20 protein-coding genes are annotated in these 20,463 nt (G+C 71.5%); 10 read left to right on the top strand and 10 right to left on the bottom strand.

The window, feature by feature from the left end:
- Positions 1-2: 2 nt before the first annotated feature.
- From AC3EN4_RS30650 to AC3EN4_RS30635, 4 genes are all read right to left on the bottom strand, one after another.
- On the bottom strand, positions 3-851 hold the full coding sequence (locus AC3EN4_RS30650) for a sulfurtransferase (RefSeq protein ID WP_422737133.1): 849 nt from the start codon (positions 849-851) through the stop codon (positions 3-5).
- Between the two features lie 209 nt (positions 852-1,060).
- Entirely contained in the window at positions 1,061-1,138 is a 78-nt protein-coding gene (locus AC3EN4_RS30645; protein ID WP_310503780.1) for an Ms5788A family Cys-rich leader peptide, read from the bottom strand.
- Positions 1,139-1,254: 116 nt separating this feature from the next.
- Positions 1,255-2,043, bottom strand: coding sequence for an LmeA family phospholipid-binding protein (locus tag AC3EN4_RS30640; protein WP_422737134.1), 789 nt, complete (start codon positions 2,041-2,043; stop codon positions 1,255-1,257).
- A 103-nt stretch (positions 2,044-2,146) separates the two neighbouring features.
- Positions 2,147-3,199 carry a hypothetical protein gene (locus AC3EN4_RS30635; protein ID WP_435209899.1) on the bottom strand — a complete coding sequence of 351 codons (1,053 nt, stop codon included), beginning with the start codon at positions 3,197-3,199 and terminating at the stop codon, positions 2,147-2,149.
- Between the two features lie 241 nt (positions 3,200-3,440).
- Here AC3EN4_RS30635 and AC3EN4_RS30630 point away from each other — a divergent pair, with 241 nt between their 5' ends.
- The 7 genes from AC3EN4_RS30630 (at position 3,441) to pstB (ending at position 10,522) form a co-directional block, all read left to right on the top strand.
- Positions 3,441-4,160: a winged helix-turn-helix transcriptional regulator gene (locus tag AC3EN4_RS30630; protein ID WP_179781168.1), complete on the top strand. Its 720-nt coding sequence runs from the start codon at positions 3,441-3,443 to the stop codon at positions 4,158-4,160.
- Positions 4,161-4,296: 136 nt separating this feature from the next.
- Positions 4,297-5,178: a polysaccharide deacetylase family protein gene (locus AC3EN4_RS30625; protein ID WP_435209897.1), complete on the top strand. Its 882-nt coding sequence runs from the start codon at positions 4,297-4,299 to the stop codon at positions 5,176-5,178.
- An 88-nt stretch (positions 5,179-5,266) separates the two neighbouring features.
- Positions 5,267-6,193, top strand: a complete 927-nt coding sequence (gene mshD, locus AC3EN4_RS30620) for a mycothiol synthase (RefSeq protein ID WP_422737137.1) — start codon at positions 5,267-5,269, stop codon at positions 6,191-6,193.
- A 212-nt stretch (positions 6,194-6,405) separates the two neighbouring features.
- Positions 6,406-7,512, top strand: coding sequence for a phosphate ABC transporter substrate-binding protein PstS (pstS, locus tag AC3EN4_RS30615; protein WP_435209895.1), 1,107 nt, complete (start codon positions 6,406-6,408; stop codon positions 7,510-7,512).
- Between the two features lie 39 nt (positions 7,513-7,551).
- The gene (gene pstC / locus AC3EN4_RS30610) at positions 7,552-8,643 is read left to right on the top strand and encodes a phosphate ABC transporter permease subunit PstC (RefSeq protein WP_435209893.1); all 1,092 of its coding nucleotides are present in this window, start codon (positions 7,552-7,554) and stop codon (positions 8,641-8,643) included.
- On the top strand, positions 8,640-9,728 hold the full coding sequence (gene pstA / locus AC3EN4_RS30605) for a phosphate ABC transporter permease PstA (RefSeq protein ID WP_435209891.1): 1,089 nt from the start codon (positions 8,640-8,642) through the stop codon (positions 9,726-9,728). Before pstC ends, pstA begins: the two co-directional genes overlap by 4 nt.
- Before the next feature lie 17 nt (positions 9,729-9,745).
- Entirely contained in the window at positions 9,746-10,522 is a 777-nt protein-coding gene (pstB, locus tag AC3EN4_RS30600; protein ID WP_099848932.1) for a phosphate ABC transporter ATP-binding protein PstB, read from the top strand.
- Positions 10,523-10,720: 198 nt separating this feature from the next.
- On the opposite strand, the gene AC3EN4_RS30595 is transcribed toward pstB, so the two are convergent.
- The gene (locus AC3EN4_RS30595) at positions 10,721-11,554 is read right to left on the bottom strand and encodes an NUDIX hydrolase (protein WP_435209889.1); all 834 of its coding nucleotides are present in this window, start codon (positions 11,552-11,554) and stop codon (positions 10,721-10,723) included.
- Positions 11,555-11,787: 233 nt separating this feature from the next.
- Between AC3EN4_RS30595 and AC3EN4_RS30590 the strand changes: the two genes are divergently transcribed.
- Complete coding sequence (locus AC3EN4_RS30590) at positions 11,788-12,756, top strand: Gfo/Idh/MocA family protein (RefSeq protein WP_435209887.1); 969 nt, start codon at positions 11,788-11,790, stop codon at positions 12,754-12,756.
- Between the two features lie 52 nt (positions 12,757-12,808).
- On the opposite strand, the gene AC3EN4_RS30585 is transcribed toward AC3EN4_RS30590, so the two are convergent.
- The 4 genes from AC3EN4_RS30585 to AC3EN4_RS30570 all read right to left on the bottom strand — a co-directional run bounded on the left by AC3EN4_RS30585 (position 12,809) and on the right by AC3EN4_RS30570 (position 16,091).
- Entirely contained in the window at positions 12,809-13,816 is a 1,008-nt protein-coding gene (locus AC3EN4_RS30585) for an inorganic phosphate transporter (RefSeq protein WP_421473415.1), read from the bottom strand.
- 4 nt (positions 13,817-13,820) lie between these two features.
- Positions 13,821-14,447: a DUF47 domain-containing protein gene (locus AC3EN4_RS30580; RefSeq protein ID WP_355050883.1), complete on the bottom strand. Its 627-nt coding sequence runs from the start codon at positions 14,445-14,447 to the stop codon at positions 13,821-13,823.
- A 127-nt stretch (positions 14,448-14,574) separates the two neighbouring features.
- Positions 14,575-15,528, bottom strand: coding sequence for a PPK2 family polyphosphate kinase (locus tag AC3EN4_RS30575; RefSeq protein WP_435209885.1), 954 nt, complete (start codon positions 15,526-15,528; stop codon positions 14,575-14,577).
- Positions 15,529-15,584: 56 nt separating this feature from the next.
- On the bottom strand, positions 15,585-16,091 hold the full coding sequence (locus AC3EN4_RS30570; RefSeq protein WP_355050885.1) for a DUF402 domain-containing protein: 507 nt from the start codon (positions 16,089-16,091) through the stop codon (positions 15,585-15,587).
- Between the two features lie 101 nt (positions 16,092-16,192).
- Here AC3EN4_RS30570 and AC3EN4_RS30565 point away from each other — a divergent pair, with 101 nt between their 5' ends.
- Positions 16,193-18,388: an ATP-dependent DNA helicase gene (locus AC3EN4_RS30565; RefSeq protein ID WP_435209883.1), complete on the top strand. Its 2,196-nt coding sequence runs from the start codon at positions 16,193-16,195 to the stop codon at positions 18,386-18,388.
- 243 nt (positions 18,389-18,631) lie between these two features.
- On the opposite strand, the gene AC3EN4_RS30560 is transcribed toward AC3EN4_RS30565, so the two are convergent.
- Positions 18,632-19,930 carry an AI-2E family transporter gene (locus tag AC3EN4_RS30560; protein ID WP_435209882.1) on the bottom strand — a complete coding sequence of 433 codons (1,299 nt, stop codon included), beginning with the start codon at positions 19,928-19,930 and terminating at the stop codon, positions 18,632-18,634.
- A 158-nt stretch (positions 19,931-20,088) separates the two neighbouring features.
- Between AC3EN4_RS30560 and AC3EN4_RS30555 the strand changes: the two genes are divergently transcribed.
- Positions 20,089-20,427 carry a GroES family chaperonin gene (locus AC3EN4_RS30555; RefSeq protein WP_425892494.1) on the top strand — a complete coding sequence of 113 codons (339 nt, stop codon included), beginning with the start codon at positions 20,089-20,091 and terminating at the stop codon, positions 20,425-20,427.
- Positions 20,428-20,463: the final 36 nt, after the last annotated feature.

The following is a 20,463-nucleotide window of genomic DNA, read 5'->3' as shown; positions in this document are numbered from 1 at the left end:
CGTCAGGCCTCCCCTGGCTCGTCGCCGAGCGCGACCGGCACGCCGACCAGCGAGCCGTACTCGGTCCAGGAGCCGTCGTAGTTCTTGACGTTGCGGTGACCGAGCAGCTCCTGGAGCACGAACCAGGTGTGCGAGGAACGCTCGCCGATCCGGCAGTACGCGATGGTCTCCTTGCTGTCGTCCAGCCCCGCGTCGCCGTAGATCTTGCGCAGCTCGTCGTCGGACCGGAAGGTGCCGTCCTCGTTGGCCGCCTTGGACCACGGGACGCTGATCGCGGTCGGGATGTGACCGGCCCGCTGCGCCTGCTCCTGGGGGAGGTGGGCGGGGGCGAGCAGCCGGCCGGCGAACTCGTCGGGGCTGCGCACGTCGACCAGGTTCTTGGTGCCGATCGCGGCGACCACCTCGTCGCGGAAGGCCCGGATGGAGGTGTCCGGCTCCTGCGCGACGTACTGGGTCGCCGGGCGGGTCGTCGTCTCGGTGACGAGCGGCCGGGCGTCCAGCTCCCACTTCTTGCGACCGCCGTCGAGCAGCTTGACGTCGCGGTGGCCGTAGAGCTTGAAGTACCAGTAGGCGTACGCCGCGAACCAGTTGTTGTTGCCGCCGTACAGGATCACGGTGTCGTCGTTGCTGATGCCCCGCTCGGACAGCAGCGCCTCGAACTGGGTCTTGTTGACGAAGTCCCGGCGGACCTGGTCCTGGAGGTCGGTCTTCCAGTCGATCTTGATGGCGCCGGCGATGTGGCCGGTCTCGAAGGCCGAGGTGTCCTCGTCGACCTCGACGAAGACGACGCCCGGGGCGTCGAGGTTCTTCTCGGCCCACTCGGCCGAGACGAGTGCGGTGTCGCGACTCATCGAATCACTCCCTGGTGAGGATGGATGGTGAGCCAACGCGCGAATATCGATGGGTTGAACTGTCGCACCGCGCGCGGGACCCAGTGGAAGGACGGGATCACGGGTTCGTGCGACGGCGCCGCTGCCGGGCGTTCGGTGGGATCACCGGAAAGGGTCGGAGACCCTGCGTGCCGGTGGCCGCCATCAGGCGGCCGAAATCAGCCCCGCCGTCAGATGACAGGGCGACACAGGCAGGTGGCCACGCGGCACAGGTCGACCGCGCGCCGTTTGGTGAGGTGGGTCCCCATGGTCACGGAGCCTACCAGTCAGTGAGCGGGCTGCCACCGTACCGACCACCATCCGGGAATCGTCCGGCCACCGGGCTACCGCGACGTCCCGGCTGCCGGACTGTTTGACGCACCAGTCAGCTGACGGAGTTGATCGGTACGTTCTTCGCGTCGGCGGTGACCGCCAACCCTTCGGGCAACGGCTGCACCTTGCGGACCGCGAGCTGGAACGGCAGGTCGGGCAGCGGCACGTCGATGGAGATGCCCTTGGCGTAGTTGTTGAGGATCGTGCGGGCCAGCGGCAGGTTCGGCAGCCCGGCGGCGTCCAGGTTGTTGAAGCGCAGGGCCACCGCGCCACTCTTGGCGACGGTGACGTCTGCGGTGCCGGCGACGGTGAACTTCTGGCCGAGGATGTCGACCGGGGCGCTCACGGCCAGCTTGCCGCCCTGCTCGCCGAGCGTGAGGCCGGGCCGGTTCAACAGCGCGGCGAGGCTCTCATAGCTGATCGTGCCGGTGCCGTCGACGGTGTCGGCCACGACGTCGCCCTGCCCGGAGCGCAGCGTGTCCAGCGACGCCCGCACGTTGCGGGCGTCGACGTCCAGCACCGGCAGCCGTACGGCGTCACCCTCGACCGAGGCCTGCACGTCCCGCAGCGAGATGGAGATCCGCTCGTACCGCCCGTCGAGCACCTGGGTCAGGAACGGAACCCCACCGACCTCGACGTCGGGTGCCGCGGACTGCGCGCCCTGCTTGCTGATCTCCTGGCTGACCCGTTCGGCGATCAGCCGCTCGGCCACCCCGACCGCCACCCGGTCGGCGACCACCAGAAGTCCCACCACCACGAGGAGCAGGACGACAAGCCCGATGAGCAGCTTGCGCCCGCGCCGTCGGGGCCGGGCCTCGCCGACCGGATACTCCTGGGCCACGCCGCCTCCTGTCTCCGTCCGCCGCGACACGGCGGATCGTCCGAACCGGTGCCGCAGCGCGGCGCACCGTAGGTACCCGAGGGGCACCGACCTCAACCGTGGCTCAGAGGAAGAGCATGCACATGGCGTACGCGGCCGGCGCGGCCAGGGCGAACCCGCCGAGCGGCCCCTGCATGTGCCGGGCGACCCACATGGTGGGTGGCTCGCCGGCCATCAGGCGGCCCGCCTCCGCGTACCCCACGGCGAGGTCGGTCAGCACGGCGGCGACGGCCGCGACCAGGCCGATCACCGCGGCCCTGGTCGGCGTGAAGGGTGCCACCAGATAGCCGCCGAGCAGCGCGCTGCCCAGCGTGCCCACCATCGCGCCGCCGACGACGCCGGCCGCGCCCCGGGGCACCTGCGGGGCCAGCCGGGGCCACGGCAGCACCGCGTCGGTGAGCCGGGCGACGGTGAGCGCGATGCCGCTCGCGGTCAGGCAGACAGTGATCGCCTGGGTGCCGGCGGGGATGCGACTGAGCACGATCAGGGTGCCGAAGGCCACCACACCGACCACGATGAGCAGGGTGGCACCGAGGGAGTCGGTGACCCGGACCCGGTCGACGCGGCGGATCAGTTGGCCGAGCACTGCGGCGAGGAAGCCGCCGACGGCCAGATAGCCCAGCGGCGCCAGGCCGGCGATGTCGCTCCGTACGGCGGCGATGTCGGCGGCCGCGGCCACGGCGGCGCTGATCCCGCCGACCAGCAGCAACGCCGGTGGGCGCATGGCCATCGTCCAGGCGAGCACGAACAGCAGTTGGACGCCGAAGACGATGACGGCGAACGGCAGCCGGTGGCCCGGGCCCGACGTCTGCGCGCCGAGCACCAGTCCCACGCCGAGCAGCGCGGCGAAGCCGGCGATGGTCAGCGCCAACGGACGGTGCACCTCGACCGGGGGGACGACCTCCTCCTCCGGCTCGTCGACCTCGTCCTCGGCACGCCGGGCCGGCTCGCCGGCACGGCGGGCCCGGCGCGGCCCACGTTCACGGCGCTCGCCCTCGGCGACAGCCGGTCCGGTGCGCGGCGCGGGCGGGTGTCCACGGGTCGGAGCGGCCGGACCCGGACGGGGGCCGTCGGACCACGAGTCGCGGCCGGCGTCGGGCGAGGTGGAGGGAAACACGCCCCGATCGTGCCAGATCGACCGGCCGGTGCGGCGGTCACGGGTTTCAGCAACGTTAAAACCTGTGCCACGATCAGGGGCAAGCTAGACAAACGGGAAATGGCCTGACGGTGCAGCCGAGGCGATCGGTTACGCTCAACGCGTTACCCGCCCGTCAGCGACGCCGGGACCACGCAATTTCTCAGCGCACTCCCTCACGAGTGTGTCTGGTCGCGTGCGGCGATGCGCCGCCGGGACGGAGGTGATCGTGGAGATCCTGCTGCTGGTGACCGCGCGTGCAGGCGAACCGTCGGCTGTGCTGCCGGCGCTCGACCTGCTGCCACACTCGGTGCGCACCGCGCCGCGTGATGTCCGCACCCTGGTCGCCGGGCCCAGCCCCGACGCGGTGCTGGTGGACGCCCGGTCGGAGTTGAGCGAGGCCCGGGCGACCTGCCGGATGCTGCACGCCACCGGGCTCGGGGTGCCGCTGGTCGCGGTCGTCACCGAGGCCGGCCTGATCGCGCTGAACGCGGACTGGGGCGTCGACGACGTCATCCTCGCCTCGGCCGGTCCCGCCGAGGTCGAGGCCCGGCTGCGGCTCGCGGTCGGCCGCCTGAGCAACGCGACCGCCGGCGCCGGCGGCTCGATCCGGGCCGGGGAACTCACCATCGACCCGGACACGTACGCGGCCAAGCTGAAGGGCCGCCCGCTCGACCTCACCTACAAGGAGTTCGAGCTGCTGAAGTTCCTGGCCCAGCACCCGGGCCGGGTGTTCACCCGCGACCAGCTGCTGCGCGAGGTCTGGGGGTACGACTACTTCGGCGGCACCCGGACGGTGGACGTGCACGTCCGGCGGCTGCGCGCGAAGCTCGGCTCGGAGTACGAGTCGATGATCGGCACGGTCCGCCAGGTGGGTTACAAGTTCGTCGTACCGCCGTCGCGTTCCCTGCCCGAGGCGGAGCACGCGCCGCTGCCCGTCTAGCTCCGGCCCGATTCCCCATATGCCCCTTTTGTGCAGCTCGTCGGTCCTATTCTGACTGCCGGGTTTGTCGCAAAAGGGGGTCAAGGGTGCGCGCAGACAGCACGGGGGCGACGGGCCGGCGGCTCCGGCCGACCGGGTGGAAGCCGTGACGCGGGTCAACTCGACCGCGCGCGCGGCCGGGATCGTGACAGTGGTATTGGCAGCGCTACTCGGCTCCGCGTACGTGCTGGGCCGCAGCCTCGTCCCGGACCAGACCCGGCCGCACGCCACCGGCGTCACCACGGAGGCCACCGGACCCCACTACGCCGACCAGCCTCCCGAGCAGCCGTCGAGCGAGCACCCGAGCACCAGCCAGAGCGCCGCCGGGCCGGCCGAGGCCGGTCAGGACGGCACCGGCCGGGACGCCGGTGGCGACAAGCTGTTCGGCGCCCACACCGACACCGGCACCGCCCGACTCGCGCTGACCTTCGACGACGGCCCGGACCCGCGCTACACCCCCCAGGTCCTCGCGATGCTGCGCGAGTACGACGTCAAGGCCACGTTCTGCGTGGTGGGCGAGAACGCCCAGGACCACCCCGACCTGATCCAGGCGATCGTCGCGGACGGCCACACGCTCTGCAACCACTCCTGGCACCACGACGTCTCCCTGGGCAACCGGTCCGCCGACCAGATCCGCACCGATCTGGTACGCACCAACCAGGCCATCCGGGCGGCGGTGCCGGACGTACCGATCGTCTGGTACCGGCAGCCCGGTGGCGCCTGGACCTACCCGGTGGTGACCGTGGCCCGGCAACTCGGCATGACCCCGCTGCACTGGTCGGTGGACCCGTCCGACTGGCAGGCGCCCGGCGCCAACAAGATCGCCACCACGGTGCTCACGCAGGCGCAACCCGGGGCGGTCGTGCTCATGCACGACGCCGGAGGCGACCGGCAGGGCACGGTCGACGCGTTGCGCCGGATCCTGCCCGAACTCAGCGCGCGCTACGAGTTGGAGGCGCTGCCCACCGACCCGACGTGACCCGGCCGCCCTCCGACGGCGACGGGTCGGGGATCGCTACTCGGGCGACAGTCCGGGACGCGCCGGACCCAGCGGCTACGGTGACGGGATGAGCAGCGCGGAGCCGACCAGCGACCAGGTGACCCGGACCGACCGACTGGCCCCCACGGAGATCGCCGGGGTACTGGCCCTGGCCAGGACCGCGGGCGACACCGACGGCGCGGACCCGCTGGACGAGCACACCCTGCTCCGCCTGCGCGACCCGGACGCCGCAGCCGTACACCTGCTGGCCCGCGCCGACGACGGCACCCTGACCGGGTACGCGCACCTGGACACCACCGACCCGGGGGACGGGATCGGGGTGGAGTTGGTGGTGCACCCGGCGTACCGGCGGCGGGGCACCGGCCGGGCGCTGGCCCGTGGGGTGCTCGCCTCGGCGACCGGACCGCTGCGGGCGTGGGCGCACGGCGATCACCCGTCGGCGGCGGCGCTCGCCGTGGATCTGGGGTTCGCCCGGGCGCGGGTGCTCTGGCAGCTGCGTCGGCCGTTGGCCGCCCCGCTGGGCGAACCGCGCCTGCCCGACGGGGTGGCGCTGCGGGCGTTCCGGCCGGGAGCGGACGACGCCGCGTGGCTGGCACTGAACGCGCGGGCCTTCGCCGAACACCCCGAGCAGGGCCGGTGGACCGAGGACGACCTGCGGGTACGGCTCGCCGAGCCGTGGTTCGACCCGGCCGGCTTCCTGCTCGCCGAGGAGACCTCGACCGGTCGGCTGCTCGGCTTCCACTGGACGAAGGTGCACGAGCGGCCCGGGTCGGCCCGGATCGGCGAGGTGTACGTGGTCGGGGTCGAGCCGACCGCGCACGGCGGCGGCCTGGGCCGGGCGCTGACCACGGCGGGGCTCGCATACCTGCGGGACCGGCGGGACCTGGACCGGGTGATGCTCTACGTCGACGACTCGAACACCGGGGCGGTCGCGCTGTACGAGCGCCTCGGCTTCGCCCGGTGGTCCGCGCACATCAACTACCACCTCGGCTGAGCGGAACGGGCACTGAAGTGCCCCGGTTCACTTAACGGACAACTCACCCTCAGCGAGCGGTCACCTCAGCGGCCGTACGTGTTCACCTTGCGTTCACTTGCGACCGGCGAACCGGCTACCTGGCACTTCTAACTTTCGTGTCAGCCGGTCAGTGCCGGTCCTCGGGCCCCGGGATCGGGGCGCCAAGTCAGACGCGAAGGGAAACCCCTCAGGTGAAGCTCCAGCGGTACGGCACTATTGCCTGCCTCGCTCTTGCCGCGACGCTCGGCCTCAGTGCATGCGGCTCGGACAACAACGAGCCCACTTCCGGCGCCAGCGCCTCGGGCTCCGCCGCCGCGGTCGACTGCGGTACCGGCACGGTCAACGCCCAGGGCTCATCGGCCCAGAAGAACGCCATGGCCGAGTGGATCAAGGCGTACCAGCAGAAGTGCGCTGGCACGACCATCAACTACGAGGCTTCCGGCTCGGGCGCCGGCATCCAGGCGTTCATCGCCGGGACCGCCGACTTCGCCGGCTCCGACTCGGCGCTCAAGCCGGAGGAGCAGCCCAAGGCCGACGCCAAGTGCGCCGGTGGCAAGGCCATCCACCTGCCGATGGTGATCGGCCCGGTGGCCGTCGCCTACAACGTCAGCGGCGTGGACAACCTCCAGCTCAAGCCGGCCACGCTGGCGAAGATCTTCGCCGGCAAGGTGACCAAGTGGGACGACGCGGCGATCAAGGCCGACAACCCGGACGCCAAGCTCCCGGCGACCACCATCCAGACCGTCCACCGCTCGGACGAGTCGGGCACCACCGACAACTTCACCAAGTTCCTCTCGAAGACCTCCGAGGCGGACTGGACCTTCAGCAACGCCAAGGCCTGGAAGGCCCCGGGCGGCACCGGCGCCAAGGGCTCGGACGGTGTGGCCAGCTCGGTCAAGGGCGCTGACGGCTCCATCGGCTACATGGAGTGGTCGTTCGCCGAGAACGCCGGCCTGAAGATGGCCAAGATCGGTAACGGCAACGGCGAGTTCGCGGCGCTGACCGCCGAGGCGGCTGGCAAGACCATCGCCGGCGCGGCCATCGAGGGCCAGGGCGACGACCTCAAGCTGAAGATCGACTACAACACCAAGGAGGCCGGGGCCTACCCGATCGTCCTGGCGACGTACGAGATCGTCTGCAGCAAGGGCCTCGCGGCCGACAAGCTCAAGCTGGTCAAGGGTCTGCTGGGCTACGCCGCCAGCGCCGAGGGCCAGAACTCCCTGACCGACCTCGGCTACGCCCCGCTGCCGGAGACGGTCCGCACCAAGGTCGAGACCGCGGTCAAGAACCTCTCCTGACCCGACCCCCACACCTCCGCAACCGAATCGAGCGAGCAGATGGGTGAAACCCCTCACCGCTCGGCCGACGCCGGCACCGGCGGGACGCGCGTGACCGAGAGTCACGAGTGGCCCGCCGGTGCCTCGGCGCGTGTGGCCGAGGCACCAGTCAGCACCCGTTCCCCGGGCGGCACCGGGCTGGGCGGCGGCGGCGCGCTGCCGCGCAGCCGTAAGTTCGGCGCCGAGCGGGCCTTCCGTGGCCTCACCCTGGCCGCCGGCACCGCCGTTCTGGTCATCATCGCCGCCATCGCGATCTTCCTGGTCGCCAAGGCGGTGCCGGCCCTGCGCGCCAACACCGAAAACTTCTGGTCCTACGAGGGCTGGTCCCCGAACGACACGGAGCCGAAGTTCGGCATCGGCACACTCGCCTTCGGCACCGTGCTCAGCTCGGCCCTGGCGCTGCTCATCGCGGTGCCGGTGGCGCTGGGCATCGCGCTCTACCTGTCGCACTACGCGCCCCGCCGGCTGGGCACCGCGCTGGGCTTCCTGATCGACCTGCTGGCCGCCGTGCCGAGCGTGGTCTTCGGCCTTTGGGGCCGGGACGTCTTCATCAACCCGGTCCGGGACTTCTCGGTCTGGTTGAACGAGTACTTCGGCTGGATCCCGATCTTCGGCGGCGACGGCCCGTTCGGTAAGTCGATCATGCTGGGCGCCCTGGTGCTCGCCATCATGGTGCTGCCGATCATCACCTCGCTCTCCCGCGAGGTGTTCCTCCAGACGCCGACCGCCAACGAGGAGGCCGCCCTCGCCCTGGGCGCCACCCGCTGGGAGATGCTGCGCACCGCAGTGCTCCCGTACGGTCGCCCCGGCATCATCGCCGCGGTGATGCTCGGCCTCGGTCGCGCGCTCGGCGAGACCATCGCGCTGGCGCTGACCCTCGGCATCACCTTCGGCATCTCGTTCAACCTGATCCAGAACGGCGGCAACACCATCGCCGCCAACATCGCCAACGCGTTCGGCGAGGCGAACGAGACCGGCCGGGGCGCGCTCATCGCCTCCGGCCTGGTGCTCTTCACCATCACGCTGATCGTCAACATCACGGCGCGGGCGATCATCTACCGCCGCCGGGAGTTCACGGAGTCGGCCGCATGACCACAACCGTCACCTCCCACCGCACCCGGCCGCCGGCCCAGCCCGCCTCGCTGCGGGCCAGGCGGCTGCCCTGGTACGCCGCACCGACCATCGCCGTGGCGGCCCTCGCGCTCTCCGCCGTGATCGTCTACGGCGCCGGGATCGGCGGTCCGGTCCTCGTCGTCGTCCTCGGCGCGGCCCTCTACCTGGCCGGGCTCTTCGCCGCGGCCAACGTGGTCGAGGGGCGTCGGTCGGCCCGTAACCGCACCTGGAGCGCGCTGATCCACTCCGCCTTCGTGCTGGCGGTGCTGCCGCTCGTCTCGGTCGTCTGGACGCTCCTCAGCAAGGGGACCGAGCGGTTCGACGGCAACTTCTTCCAGACCTCGATGAACAACATCGGGGCCCGGGACGCCAACGGCGGCGCGTACCACGCGATCGTCGGCACTCTGGAGCAGGTCGGCATCGCCACCCTGATCACCGTCCCGCTCGGAATCCTCTGCGCCATCTACATCGTCGAGTACGGGCGGGGCCGGTTCGCCTTCGCTATCCGCTTCTTCGTGGACGTCATGACGGGCATCCCGTCGATCGTCTCCGGCCTCTTCGTGCTGGCGTTCTGGGTGCTGATCGTGTCGCCGTGGTTCAACGACGGCCGGCCGAGCTTCTCCGGCTTCGCCGCCGCGCTCGCGCTGAGCGTGCTCATGCTCCCGACCATCGTGCGGTCCACCGAGGAGATGCTCCGCCTCGTCCCGCCGCCGCTGCGTGAGGGCGCGTACGCGCTCGGCGTACCCAAGTGGAAGACCATCCTGCGGGTGGTCCTGCCGACGGCGCTGCCCGGCATCGTCACCGGCGTCATGCTCGCCATCGCCCGCGCGGCCGGCGAGACCGCGCCGGTGCTGCTGGTCGCCGGTGGCGGAGCAGCCATCAACACCAACCCCTTCGAGAACAACCAGTCGTCGCTGTCCCTCTTCGTCTACCAGCAGGCCGGTGACGCGTCGAAGTACGCGCCGGCACGGGCGTGGACCGCGGCACTCACCCTGGTCGCCCTCGTACTCATCCTGACGATCGCGGCGAAGTTGCTGGCCCGTCGCAACAGGCTCAGCCGATGAACCCCGGAGGTACCACCATGGCCAAGCGCGTCTCCGCCTCGAACGTCACCGCCTACTACGGCGGTTTCAAGGCGATCGAGAACATCAACCTGACGGTCGAGCCGAAGACGGTCACCGCTCTGATCGGGCCGTCCGGCTGCGGCAAGTCGACGTTCCTGCGGTCGATCAACCGGATGCACGAGGTGCTGCCGGGTGCCCGCGTCGAGGGCAGCCTGACCATCGACGACCAGGACATCTACGACCGGGACGTGGACGTCACCGCGGTCCGGCGCACGATCGGCATGGTCTTCCAGCGGCCGAACCCGTTCCCCACCATGAGCATCTTCGAGAACGTGGTGGCCGGGCTGAAGCTCAACGGGGTCCGCAAGAAGTCGATTCTGGAGGACGCGGCCGAGAAGGCGCTGCGCTCGGCGAACCTGTGGGACGAGGTCAAGGACCGCCTCGGCAAGCCCGGCGCGGGCCTCTCCGGCGGTCAGCAGCAGCGGCTCTGCATCGCCCGGACCATCGCCGTCGAGCCGCAGGTCGTCCTCATGGACGAGCCCTGCTCGGCCCTGGACCCGATCTCCACGCTGGCCATCGAGGACCTGATGTTCCAGCTCAAGGACAAGTTCACGATCATCATCGTGACGCACAACATGCAGCAGGCCGCCCGCGTGTCGGACCGGACCGCCTTCTTCTCGATCGAGAAGACCGGCGACCCGGGCCGCCTCATCGAGTACGACAACACCCAGAAGATCTTCAGCAACCCGAGCGTCAAGAAGACCGAGGACTACATCACCGGCCGCTTCGGCTGAGCCGACCACGCCCGGTCACCGGCGCCCCGCCCTCCGGCGTGGGCGCCGGTGCCATATCCGGCACCGCGCCGCTGCGCCACCGGCGAGCCGCGCCGATCTTGCACTTTCTGTCGTCGACATGAGCGGGATGCCCCTTGTGTCGGGACAGAAAGTGCAAGATCGCGGGGCGGACGGCGGGCGCGGGCGCGGCGCGGGGGTTCAAGCCAGCACGAAGCGGGGTTCGCCGTTCGGGGGGACGTCCAGGCGCGGGGTGATCGGGGTGGCGGCGTCCCGGTCGGCCGCCGCGCGGGCCACTCCGGCCAGGTCGCCGGCCGCCGCGACCTCGGCCAGCGTGACCAGGGTCGGCGGGAGCATGGTCAGCTCGCCGGCCTGGGCCCGGGCCAGCGCGTCCGCCGGTCGGATCCACAGGGTGTGGTCGGCCTCGCCGGAGACGTCGCGGGTCCGCTGACCCGCCGGCAGCAGGGCCACGAAGAAGTACGTGTCGAAGCGGCGCGGCTCGAACTCCGGGGTGATCCACCGGCTCCACGGCAGCAGCAGGTCCGACCGCAGGGTGAGCCGACGGTCGGCGAGCAGCGCCGCGAAGCCCAGCCGACGCCCCTCCAGATCCTGTCGAGCCGCCTCCCAGTCGTCGCCGCTGACGTCACCCACCACCGTCGCCGGGTCGGGTCCGGCGAGCAGCACGCCCGCCTCCTCGAAGACCTCCCGGGCGGCGGCGCAGACGATCGCCTGGGCGGCCTCCGCGCCCACCCCGAGCCGTCCCGCCCAGTCGGTCGGGGTCGGTCCGGCCCAGTCCAGGTGCGCGTCGGAGTCGGAGCGGTCGACACCGCCGCCGGGGAAGGCGTACATCCCGCCGAAGGTCATCGCCGCGACCCGGCGGATGACGTACACCTCGAAGTCGGTGTCGGTCGGACGCAGCAGCAGCACGGTGGCCGCGACCCGCGGGGTCGCCGGGCTGCCGCCCTCGGCCTGGAACCGGCGGGCGTGCTCGACCAGGGCGGCCGGGGCGGGGAAACCGTCGCTGTCGATCGTCATGCCGCGAGCCTAGTTCGCCACCCGTGCGCGGTGACCGTCCGCCGCGGGCCTCCCGCCCTACTCCCGCCCTACCGCCCTACCCGCTCGGCCCCTTTGCTCTGCTTACGCGGAGGCGACGGAAAGGGCCCGTCAGTGTTGCGTGGGGTGAAGCAGAGCAAAGGGGGGAGACCGAGGGGTGGTCGGTCGGTGAGGGGCGACGTCCGGCCAGCAGCCACAGGGGTTAGCGTTCCGGCATGACTCGTTGGGGCATCCTGGCCACCGGCCACATCGCCAGCCGTTTCGCCGAAGACCTCCGGCTGGTGCCGGACGCCGAACTGGTCGCGGTCGGCTCCCGCTCGGCCGACAGCGCGCGGCGGTTCGCGGACACGTACGGCGCGCAGCGGGCGTACGGCTCCTGGGTGGAGCTGGCCGCCGATCCGGAGGTCGACGTGATCTACGTGGCCACTCCGCACGCCGCGCACCACGAGGCGGCGTTGACCTGCCTGACCGCCGGCCGCGCGGTGCTGCTGGAGAAGCCGTTCACCCTCGACCTGGCCACCAGCACCGAGCTGGTGGACACCGCCCGCGCCGCCGGGGTCTTCCTGATGGAGGCCATGTGGATGCGGACGAACCCGATCATCCAGCGAGTGGTCCAGCTCGTCGCGGACGGCGCGATCGGCACGGTGCGCAACATACGGGCCGACTTCGGGGTGGCCGGACCGTTCCCGCCGGAGCACCGGATGCGCAACCCGAAGCTCGGCGGGGGCGCACTGCTCGACCTGGGGATCTACCCGATCAGCCTGGCGCACCTGCTGCTCGGCGTGCCACAGCACATCCGGTCCTGGGCGCACCTGGGCCCGGAGGGCACCGACGAGAACACCGGCATCCTCCTGGGGTACGACAGCGGGGCGGTGGCCACGCTGAGCTGCGGCATGGTCGGGGCGAGCACGTTGGCCGCCTCGATCACCGGCAGCACCGGCCGGATCGACCTGCCGGAGCCGTTCTTCCGGCCGGCCTCGCTGACCCTGTACCGGGACGGCGCCGAGCCGGAGACGATCGCCGCCGAGGAGGCCGGCAACGGCTACCAGTACGAGGCGATCGAGGTGCAGCGCTGCCTGGCCGCCGGGCTGACCGAGAGCCCGGTGGTGCCGCACACCACGACCCTCGAGGTGATGGCGCTGCTGGACACGGTCCGCGAGCAGATCGGCGTGCGCTACGAGTGATGCGCGAAACGGCCCCCGGACATCCGGGGGCCGTTCCGTGCACCGGAACCGGTCAGCCGAACAGCGGCCGGACCAACAGGTAGGTGACGCAGGCGATGAGCGCGGCAGCCGGGAACGTGATGACCCAGGCGATCACGATGTTGCCGGCGACGTTCCACCGGACCGCGGAGAGTCGCTTGGTCGCGCCCACACCCATGATCGCCGAGGTGATCGTGTGGGTGGTGGAGATCGGGGCCTTGAGCACCAGGGCGTTGAAGTAGAGCACCGCGCTGGCCACCGTCTCGGCGGCGAAGCCCTCCGGCGGCCCGAGGTCGATGATCTTGCGACCGAGGGTGCGGATGATCCGCCAACCACCGGCGTACGTGCCGAGGGCCAGCATGGTGGCCGAGGTCCAGAAGACCCAGCCGGGAATGTGCGTCTTGCTCTCCTGGAAACCGCCGGTGTAGAGCGCCAGCACCACGATGCCCATCGTCTTGGCGGCGTCCTGCATACCGTGACCGACGGACATCGCGGCGGCGGAGACGGTCTGCGCGTGGCGGAAACCCCGGTTGAGCTTGCCCGGCTGACCCTTGCGGAAGAGCCAGAGGATCGCCAGCATCAGCAGGTAACCGAGGGTGAGGCCGACGATCGGCGAGAGCACCATCGGCAGGATGATCTTCTCGCCGATGTTGCCCCACTGCACAATGCCGCCGGTGGACAGCAGGGTCGCGCCGACCAGGCCGCCGAAGAGCGCGTGCGAGGACGACGACGGCAGGCCGAAGTACCAGGTGATCAGGTTCCAGGCGATGGCGCCCAACACCCCGGCGAAGACCACGCCGAGGCTGCTCACGCCGGTGGGAAGGGTGACCAGCCCGTCGCCGACGGTCTTGGCGACCCCGGCGCCGAAGTGGGCGCCGATGAAGTTGCCGACCGCGGCGAGGCCGAGGGCGATGCGGGGTGTCAGCGCGCGGGTCGAGACGCTTGTCGCGATCGCGTTGGCGGCGTCGTGGAAGCCGTTGGTGTAGTCGAACGCCAGGGCCACCGCGATCACCGCCAGCACGGCGATGAGTTCGGGAGTCACCGGTTCAGGACTCCTTGACCGCGATGGTCTCGACGGTGTTGGCCACGTGCTCGAAGGCGTCGCAGGCGGCTTCCAGCTCGTCGGCGACCTCCTTCATCTTCAGCACGGTCAACGCGTCGTACTCGCCCGAGAAGAGCCGGACGAGGAGCTGCCGGTTGATCCGGTCACCCTCGTTCTCCAGCCGGTTGCACTCGATCCAGTAGTCCTCGAGGTCCTTCATCGACTGGAGCCGGGGCATCGCCTCGGCGGTCAGCTTGGCCTGCTGGTCGAGCACGTTGACCATCTCGTGCAGCTCCCGGGGCAGCGCCGGCAGCTCGGTCAGCCCGTACAGGTAGAGCAGGTCGCCGACCGCCTCCAGGTGGTCCATCACGTCGTCCAGCAGCGAGCCGAGCCGGTAGATGTCCTCCCGGTCGAACGGCGTGATGAAGGTCGAGTTGATCTTCTTGTAGAGATCGTGCGTGATCTGGTCGCTGTCGTGCTCGACCTCGGTCAGCCGCTCGCTGACCGACTGCACGTCGACACCGGGCAGTGCCAGTTCGTTCAGCAGCGTGGTGCCCCGGACCAGGTTCTGCGCGGCCCTGGTGAAGAGCTCGTAGAAGGCGCCCTCGGTGGGGCGGAAGGAAAACTTCACAGCACAGACCTCGTCGCGTCGGTGGAAGGGTGGCGGCGTCCGTGGGCGTCCGCTCGGTGAATGCTAGGAAACGCCGGAACCGGGAATTCGCCGGCCCACCCCTGGTCGGACCACATTCACCGCCCGTTCACCTAGTGTTCATCTCGGGCGTCCCACCCGTCCCCGCTCCCCCAGCGGCCAACCGCTCGCGCTCGTGCGCCACGTCGAAATCGGCAGCCGGATACCCCAGCCGGAGCGTGTCGAACGTCTCCCGCAGCAGGTGGGCCACCGCCCAGTCCCGATACCACTTGCGGTCCGCCGGCACCACGAACCACGGCGCGGCGTCCGTGCCGCACCGGCTCAGGGCCTCGGCGTACGCGGCCTGGTAGTCGTCCCAGTGCGACCGAGAGTCGACGTCCGACGGGTTGTACTTCCAGTGCTTACGCGGGTCCGTGAGCCGTTCCAGCAGCCGCTCGCCCTGCTCGGCGTACGAGATGTGCAGCATCACCTTGACCACGGTGACGTTGTCGTCGGTCAACTCCCGCTCGAACGAGTTGATCTCGTCGTAGCGGGCCCGCCAGACCGCCTCCGGCACCAACGCGCCGACCCGGGCGATCAGCACGTCCTCGTAGTGCGAGCGGTTGAACATCCCCACGTACCCCGCCGGCGGCAACTCCCGGCGTACCCGCCAGAGGAAGTCGTGCTGCAACTCCTCCTCGGTCGGCGGCCCGAACGAGCGGATGTGCAGTCCCAGCGGGTTCATCGCGCCCGCCACCCGCTTGATCGTGCCGTCCTTGCCACCGCAGTCCATGGCCTGGAGCACCAGCAGCACCCGACGCGCGGGCTGCGTCGTCGACCCGGCCTTGGCCATCGCGAACAGCATCTCCTGCTGCCGGCCCAACTCCTCGCCGATCAACTCCACCTGCCCGCGGGCCCAGGTCTTGCGGCGCTCACCGAGCCCATCGGCGGCCGGCAGGCCGGGCGTGGACCGGGGATCGATCGTGGCGAGATCCACCGGCGCGGTGACCCGCAACAGGTCCCGCACCGAGCCGCCGTCCGGCGGCACGATCTGCCCGCCCTGTCGTTGCCGCGGTTCGCTCATCTGAGGATCATCGCCCACCCGCGCGCCATCCGCGCGTCGACGCCCGCCGCGCGGGCTCAGACCACCAGGGCCAACCACTTACGGTACGAGGTGGCGAACGGCTCGGTGCCGTCGCCGAGCGCGCCGTACAACCATCGGGCCGCCGCCTCGGCCTCGACCACCACGTCGTCCGGGTAGCCGAAGCGGGCCCGGTGCTCGGCGAACTCGTCCTCGTCCAGCAACTCCACCACCCCGGTGGCCCGCCGCCGGACCACGTCCAGGTCGAGGTCGATCAGGTGGACCGTGTCGTCGGACTCCCAACGGGCCGGCGTGGCGATGTCGCAGTAGACCTCGCTGGTGCGCGGGGGCGGGTTGAACATGCACGTCCACCAGGCGTGGTGCGGCACCAGCAGGACGAAGGGGATCTTCTCCACCGACGGCCGGCCGTGGTAGACCGATTCGGTGCCGAACGGGACGCCGAGCCAGACACCGAGGTCGTCCTCGGTGAGGCGGCGGGCCGGGTAGTCGCGGTGGGCGCTGCCGTCGTACTTGCGGTAGATCACTCGGACCACGTCGCTCGGCATGATTCGCACCCTAACCGATAGCGCCCACACGTCGTAGTGCAGCCGTAACCGGGCGGCAGCGGCCCGCGCGGTCGACGGACGGGTACGCGCCACGCGGACGGATGGGCGCAGTCGGTGTCGGCGGCGACGGGTACCGTCGCACGGTGACTCCGCCCCGCACCGCCACCGGTTCCGCCCCCACCTCGGCCCGCGGCGCAGGCCGGCGGCGGGGCGCCCGACCCAGCGGCGCGGACCTGCTCGCGGCGGCCGTCGGCGCGGTCCCCGGCGGCGCGGCCCGGCCCGGGCAGCAGCAGATGGCCACGGCCATCGAGGAGTGCGTGACCAGCGGCGAGCACCTGCTCGTGCAGGCCGGCACCGGCACCGGAAAGTCGCTGGCCTACCTCGCGCCGGCGCTCACCGTGGACGGCCCGGTGGTGGTCTCCACGGCCACGCTGGCGTTGCAGTCCCAACTCGTCGACCACGACCTGCCCCGGCTGGCCGACGCGGTCGAGCCGGTACTCGGCCGGCGGCCCACGTTCGCGGTGCTCAAGGGTCGTCACCACTATCTCTGCCTGGCCCGACTGGACAACTCCACCGCCGACGAGCCGGAGGACACCCTCTTCGACGCACCGGCCTCCCGCCCCGGCGGCGGCACCAAGTGGCTCGGCGAGGCCGGCCGGATCGGCAAGCAGATCGAGCGGCTGCGCGACTGGGCCGAGAAGACCGACACCGGCGACCGCGACGAGCTCGACCCGGGCGTCGACGACCAGGCCTGGCGACTGGTCTCCATGCCGTCGCGGGAGTGCGTCGGCGCGACCCGCTGCCCGTTCGGCGCGGAGTGCTTCGCCGAGGCGTCCCGAGCCCGCGCCCGCGGGGCGGACATCGTGGTGACCAACCACAGCCTGCTCGCGGTCGACATGCTGGCCGACCGGCACATCGTCCCGCCGCACAAGCTGCTGATCGTCGACGAGGCGCACGAGCTGGCCGACCGGGTCTCCTCTGCCGCCCAGGCCGAACTCGTGCCGGAGATGATCGACCGGTCCACCCGGCGGGCCCGCCCGCTGCTGCGCCCGGAGACGGCCGACGCGCTGACCGCCGCCGGTGACGCCCTCGCCGTCGGGCTGGCCGAGGCGCCGGCCGGGCGACTCACCGCCGGCCTGCCGACGCCGCTGCGTGAGGCGTGCACCCTGCTCGACTCGGCCACCCGCGCCGCCCTGGACGCGATCGGCGACATCAAGTCCGACGATCCCGACCCGGTCCGCAAGCAGCAGGCCAAGGCCGCGATGGACGACCTCTCCAGCACCGCCCAGCGACTCCTCGAAGAGGCCGACCACGACGTGGCCTGGGTGGAGAAGAACGACAGCGGCAACCGGCGGGCCCTGGTGGTCGCGCCCCTGTCCGTCGCGGGCACCCTCGCCGCCCACCTGTACGACGAACGCACCGTGGTCGCCACCTCGGCCACCCTGACCCTCGGCGGACGGTTCGACACGGTGGCCCGCGCCCTCGGCCTGGACGCCCCACCGGTTCCGGCGTCCCCGGCCGCCGCCGCGCTGGCCTCCCAGAGCGGTCCCGGACGGCCGGCGGCCGAGACGCCGGGCCGTCGACTCGCCGCCGACGCGGGGTCCGCCGTCCCGGCGACCGAGGGGCCGGGTTGGCGATCGCTCGACGTGGGCTCGCCGTTCGACTACGCCCGGCAGGGCATCCTGTACGTCGCCGCGCACCTGCCCCGGCCCAGCGTCTCCGGGCTGCCCGACGCGGCCGGCGAGGAGTTGCTCGGGCTCGTCGAGGCGCTCGGTGGTCGTACCCTCGGGCTCTTCTCCTCCCGACGGGCCGCGACGCAGGCGGCGGAGCTGCTGCGCGCGCGGACCGACCTGCCCGTGTTGCTGCAGGGCGAGGAGGCGCTGCCGCTGCTGGTCCGGCGCTTCCGGGAGGAGAAGTCGAGCTGCCTGTTCGGGGTGATGTCGCTCTGGCAGGGGGTGGACGTGCCCGGCGACGCCTGTCAGCTGGTGGTCATCGACCGGCTGCCCTTCCCCCGGCCCGACGAGCCGCTGGCGGCTGCCCGCGCGGCCGCCGTGGACGCGGGCGGCGGCTCCGGCTTCGCGGCGGTCAGCGTGCCGATCGCCGCGGTTCGGCTGGCGCAGGGCGTGGGCCGGCTGATCCGGGCGACCGGCGACAAGGGCGTCGTCGCGGTACTCGACTCCCGCCTGGAAACGGCAAGAGGCTACGGCCCGTTCCTACGCCGGTCCCTCCCCCCGTTCTGGTACACCACCCGCCCCGAAGTGGCCCGAGGCGCCCTAACCCGCCTAGCCCAGACCTAACCACCCACCCCACCCCACCCCGCGCGCCCCCTCCCCGCGCGCCCCACCCCGCGCCGATCTTGCAGTTTCGGTTGTCGATTTGTGGTGTTTCGGTCTGCTTTGTCGCCACCGAAAGTGCAAGATCGCGGAGTCAGGGGGCTGCGGGGTCAGGGCTGGGCTGCGGAGTCAGGGGTGGGCTGCGGGGTCAGGGCTGGGCTGCGGAGTCAGGGGTGGGGTGGGCGCGGGGCAGGGAGGGTCGGGGGGTTAGGGGGCTTGGGAGGCTACTACTACGGCGTCGGGTGGGGTGTCGGGGACGGTGCGGGCGGCCAGCCGGCGTACCGCGGTGTTCAGCACCGCGATCAGCGGGACGGAGACCAGCGCGCCGGTGATGCCCGCGAGCACCACGCCCGCCGCGATCCCGATGATCACCGCGAGCGGGTGGATGGCCACCGCCCGGCCCATGATGAGGGGCTGGAGCACGTGCCCCTCGACCTGCTGCACACCGATCACCGCACCCAGGATGATCAACGCGGTGACCGGGCCGCTGTCGACAAGCGCCACCAGCACGGCGACACCGCCGGAGAGCGCCGCGCCGACGATCGGGATGAACGCGCCGAGGAACACCAGGGCGGCCAGCGGGAAGGCGAACGGCACGTCGAAGATGACCAGGAAGATGCCGATGCCGACGGCGTCGATGAAGGCGACAAGTACGGTCGCGCGGACGTACGCGACGAGGGTCTGCCAGGCGGCCCGCCCGGCGTCGTCGACCTTCCAGCGGGCCGCCACCGGCAGCAGCCGGACGAGGAAGCGCCAGATCCGGTTGCCGTCGCGCAGGAAGAAGAACGTCGCGAACAGCACCAGCAGCGTGCCGGTCAGCACCTCCGCCAGCGTCGCCGCGGTGCTCAGCGCGCCGCTGGTGAACTTCGAGGTGTTGTCGTTGATCCAGCCCTGCGCCTCGTCGATGTAGCGGTCGAGCTGGGTGTCGGACAGGTGCAACGGGCCGGTCTTCAGCCAGTTCTGGATCTGCCGGACGCCCTGCGACGACTTCTCGCTCAGCTCCGGCACGCCCTGGATGAACTCGTTGACCACCAGGGTCAGCGTGCCGATGACCGCCGCCAGGCCGCCGACCAGCACCACGGCCGTCGCCAGGGAACGGGGCAGCCGGGCCCGCAGCAGCCACCCCACGGCCGGCGCGAGCAGGGCCGAGAGCAGCAACGCGATGGCCAGCGGGATGATCACGATTCGGACCGTGCCGACGATCCGGAGCAGCGCCCAGGCGACCACACCGATCACGATCAACCGCCAGCACCAGGCGGCGGCGATCCGCAGGCCGTGCGGCACGTCGGCGTCGTCCCGGCTGGACGTGGAGCTGTGCAGGTCCACCGGTGGCTCCGCGCCGACGACCGTCGCCTTCGCCGGGGCGGCGGGACCGGGGACGGCCGGCGAGGCGACCCCCGGCGTCTCCGGCGCGTCGCTCGGGGTCTCCCGGGCGGCGCGTACCGACTGCTGTTCTGACTGGTAGGCGCGGCGCAGCCGCCGGCGTACCCGCTCGAAGCGGCTCAAGCGCACCTCCTGGCAGAAGAATCGTCCGCCCACGGCGACAGGTCGGACAGCATACGTCCGTTCCCGACACGGTAGGGCAGTTCCGCCACACAATGCCCGCACGGCCATGGGCGTAACCACCGGCGGCCGGTCACCTGCGACACGGTAGCGTCTGCCCCGTGACCGCCGACCAGGATCTCGACTCCGGCCTGCCGATCCGCCTGCTGCACGACCGCGTGCTGGTACGGATGGACGGCAGCGAGGGCGAGCGTCGCTCCACCGCTGGCATCGTCATCCCGGCGACCGCAGCGGTCGGCAAGCGCCTCGCGTGGGCCACCGCCGTGGGTGTGGGGCCGAACGTCCGCGCCATCGTCTCCGGCGACCGGGTGCTCTTCGACCCGGACGACCGTTCCGAGGTCGAGCTGCACGGCCGCGGGTACGTGCTGCTGCGCGAGCGCGACGTGCACGCCGTCGCCGCCGAACGGGTGGAGAACGACTCCACCGGCCTCTACCTGTAGGGCCTGTTTCATAAGAACTGGCCGGCCTGCGGCGGG

The sequence above is a fragment of the Micromonospora sp. bgisy143 genome (assembly GCF_057708145.1).
This window is presented reverse-complemented; position numbering and strand designations above follow the sequence as displayed.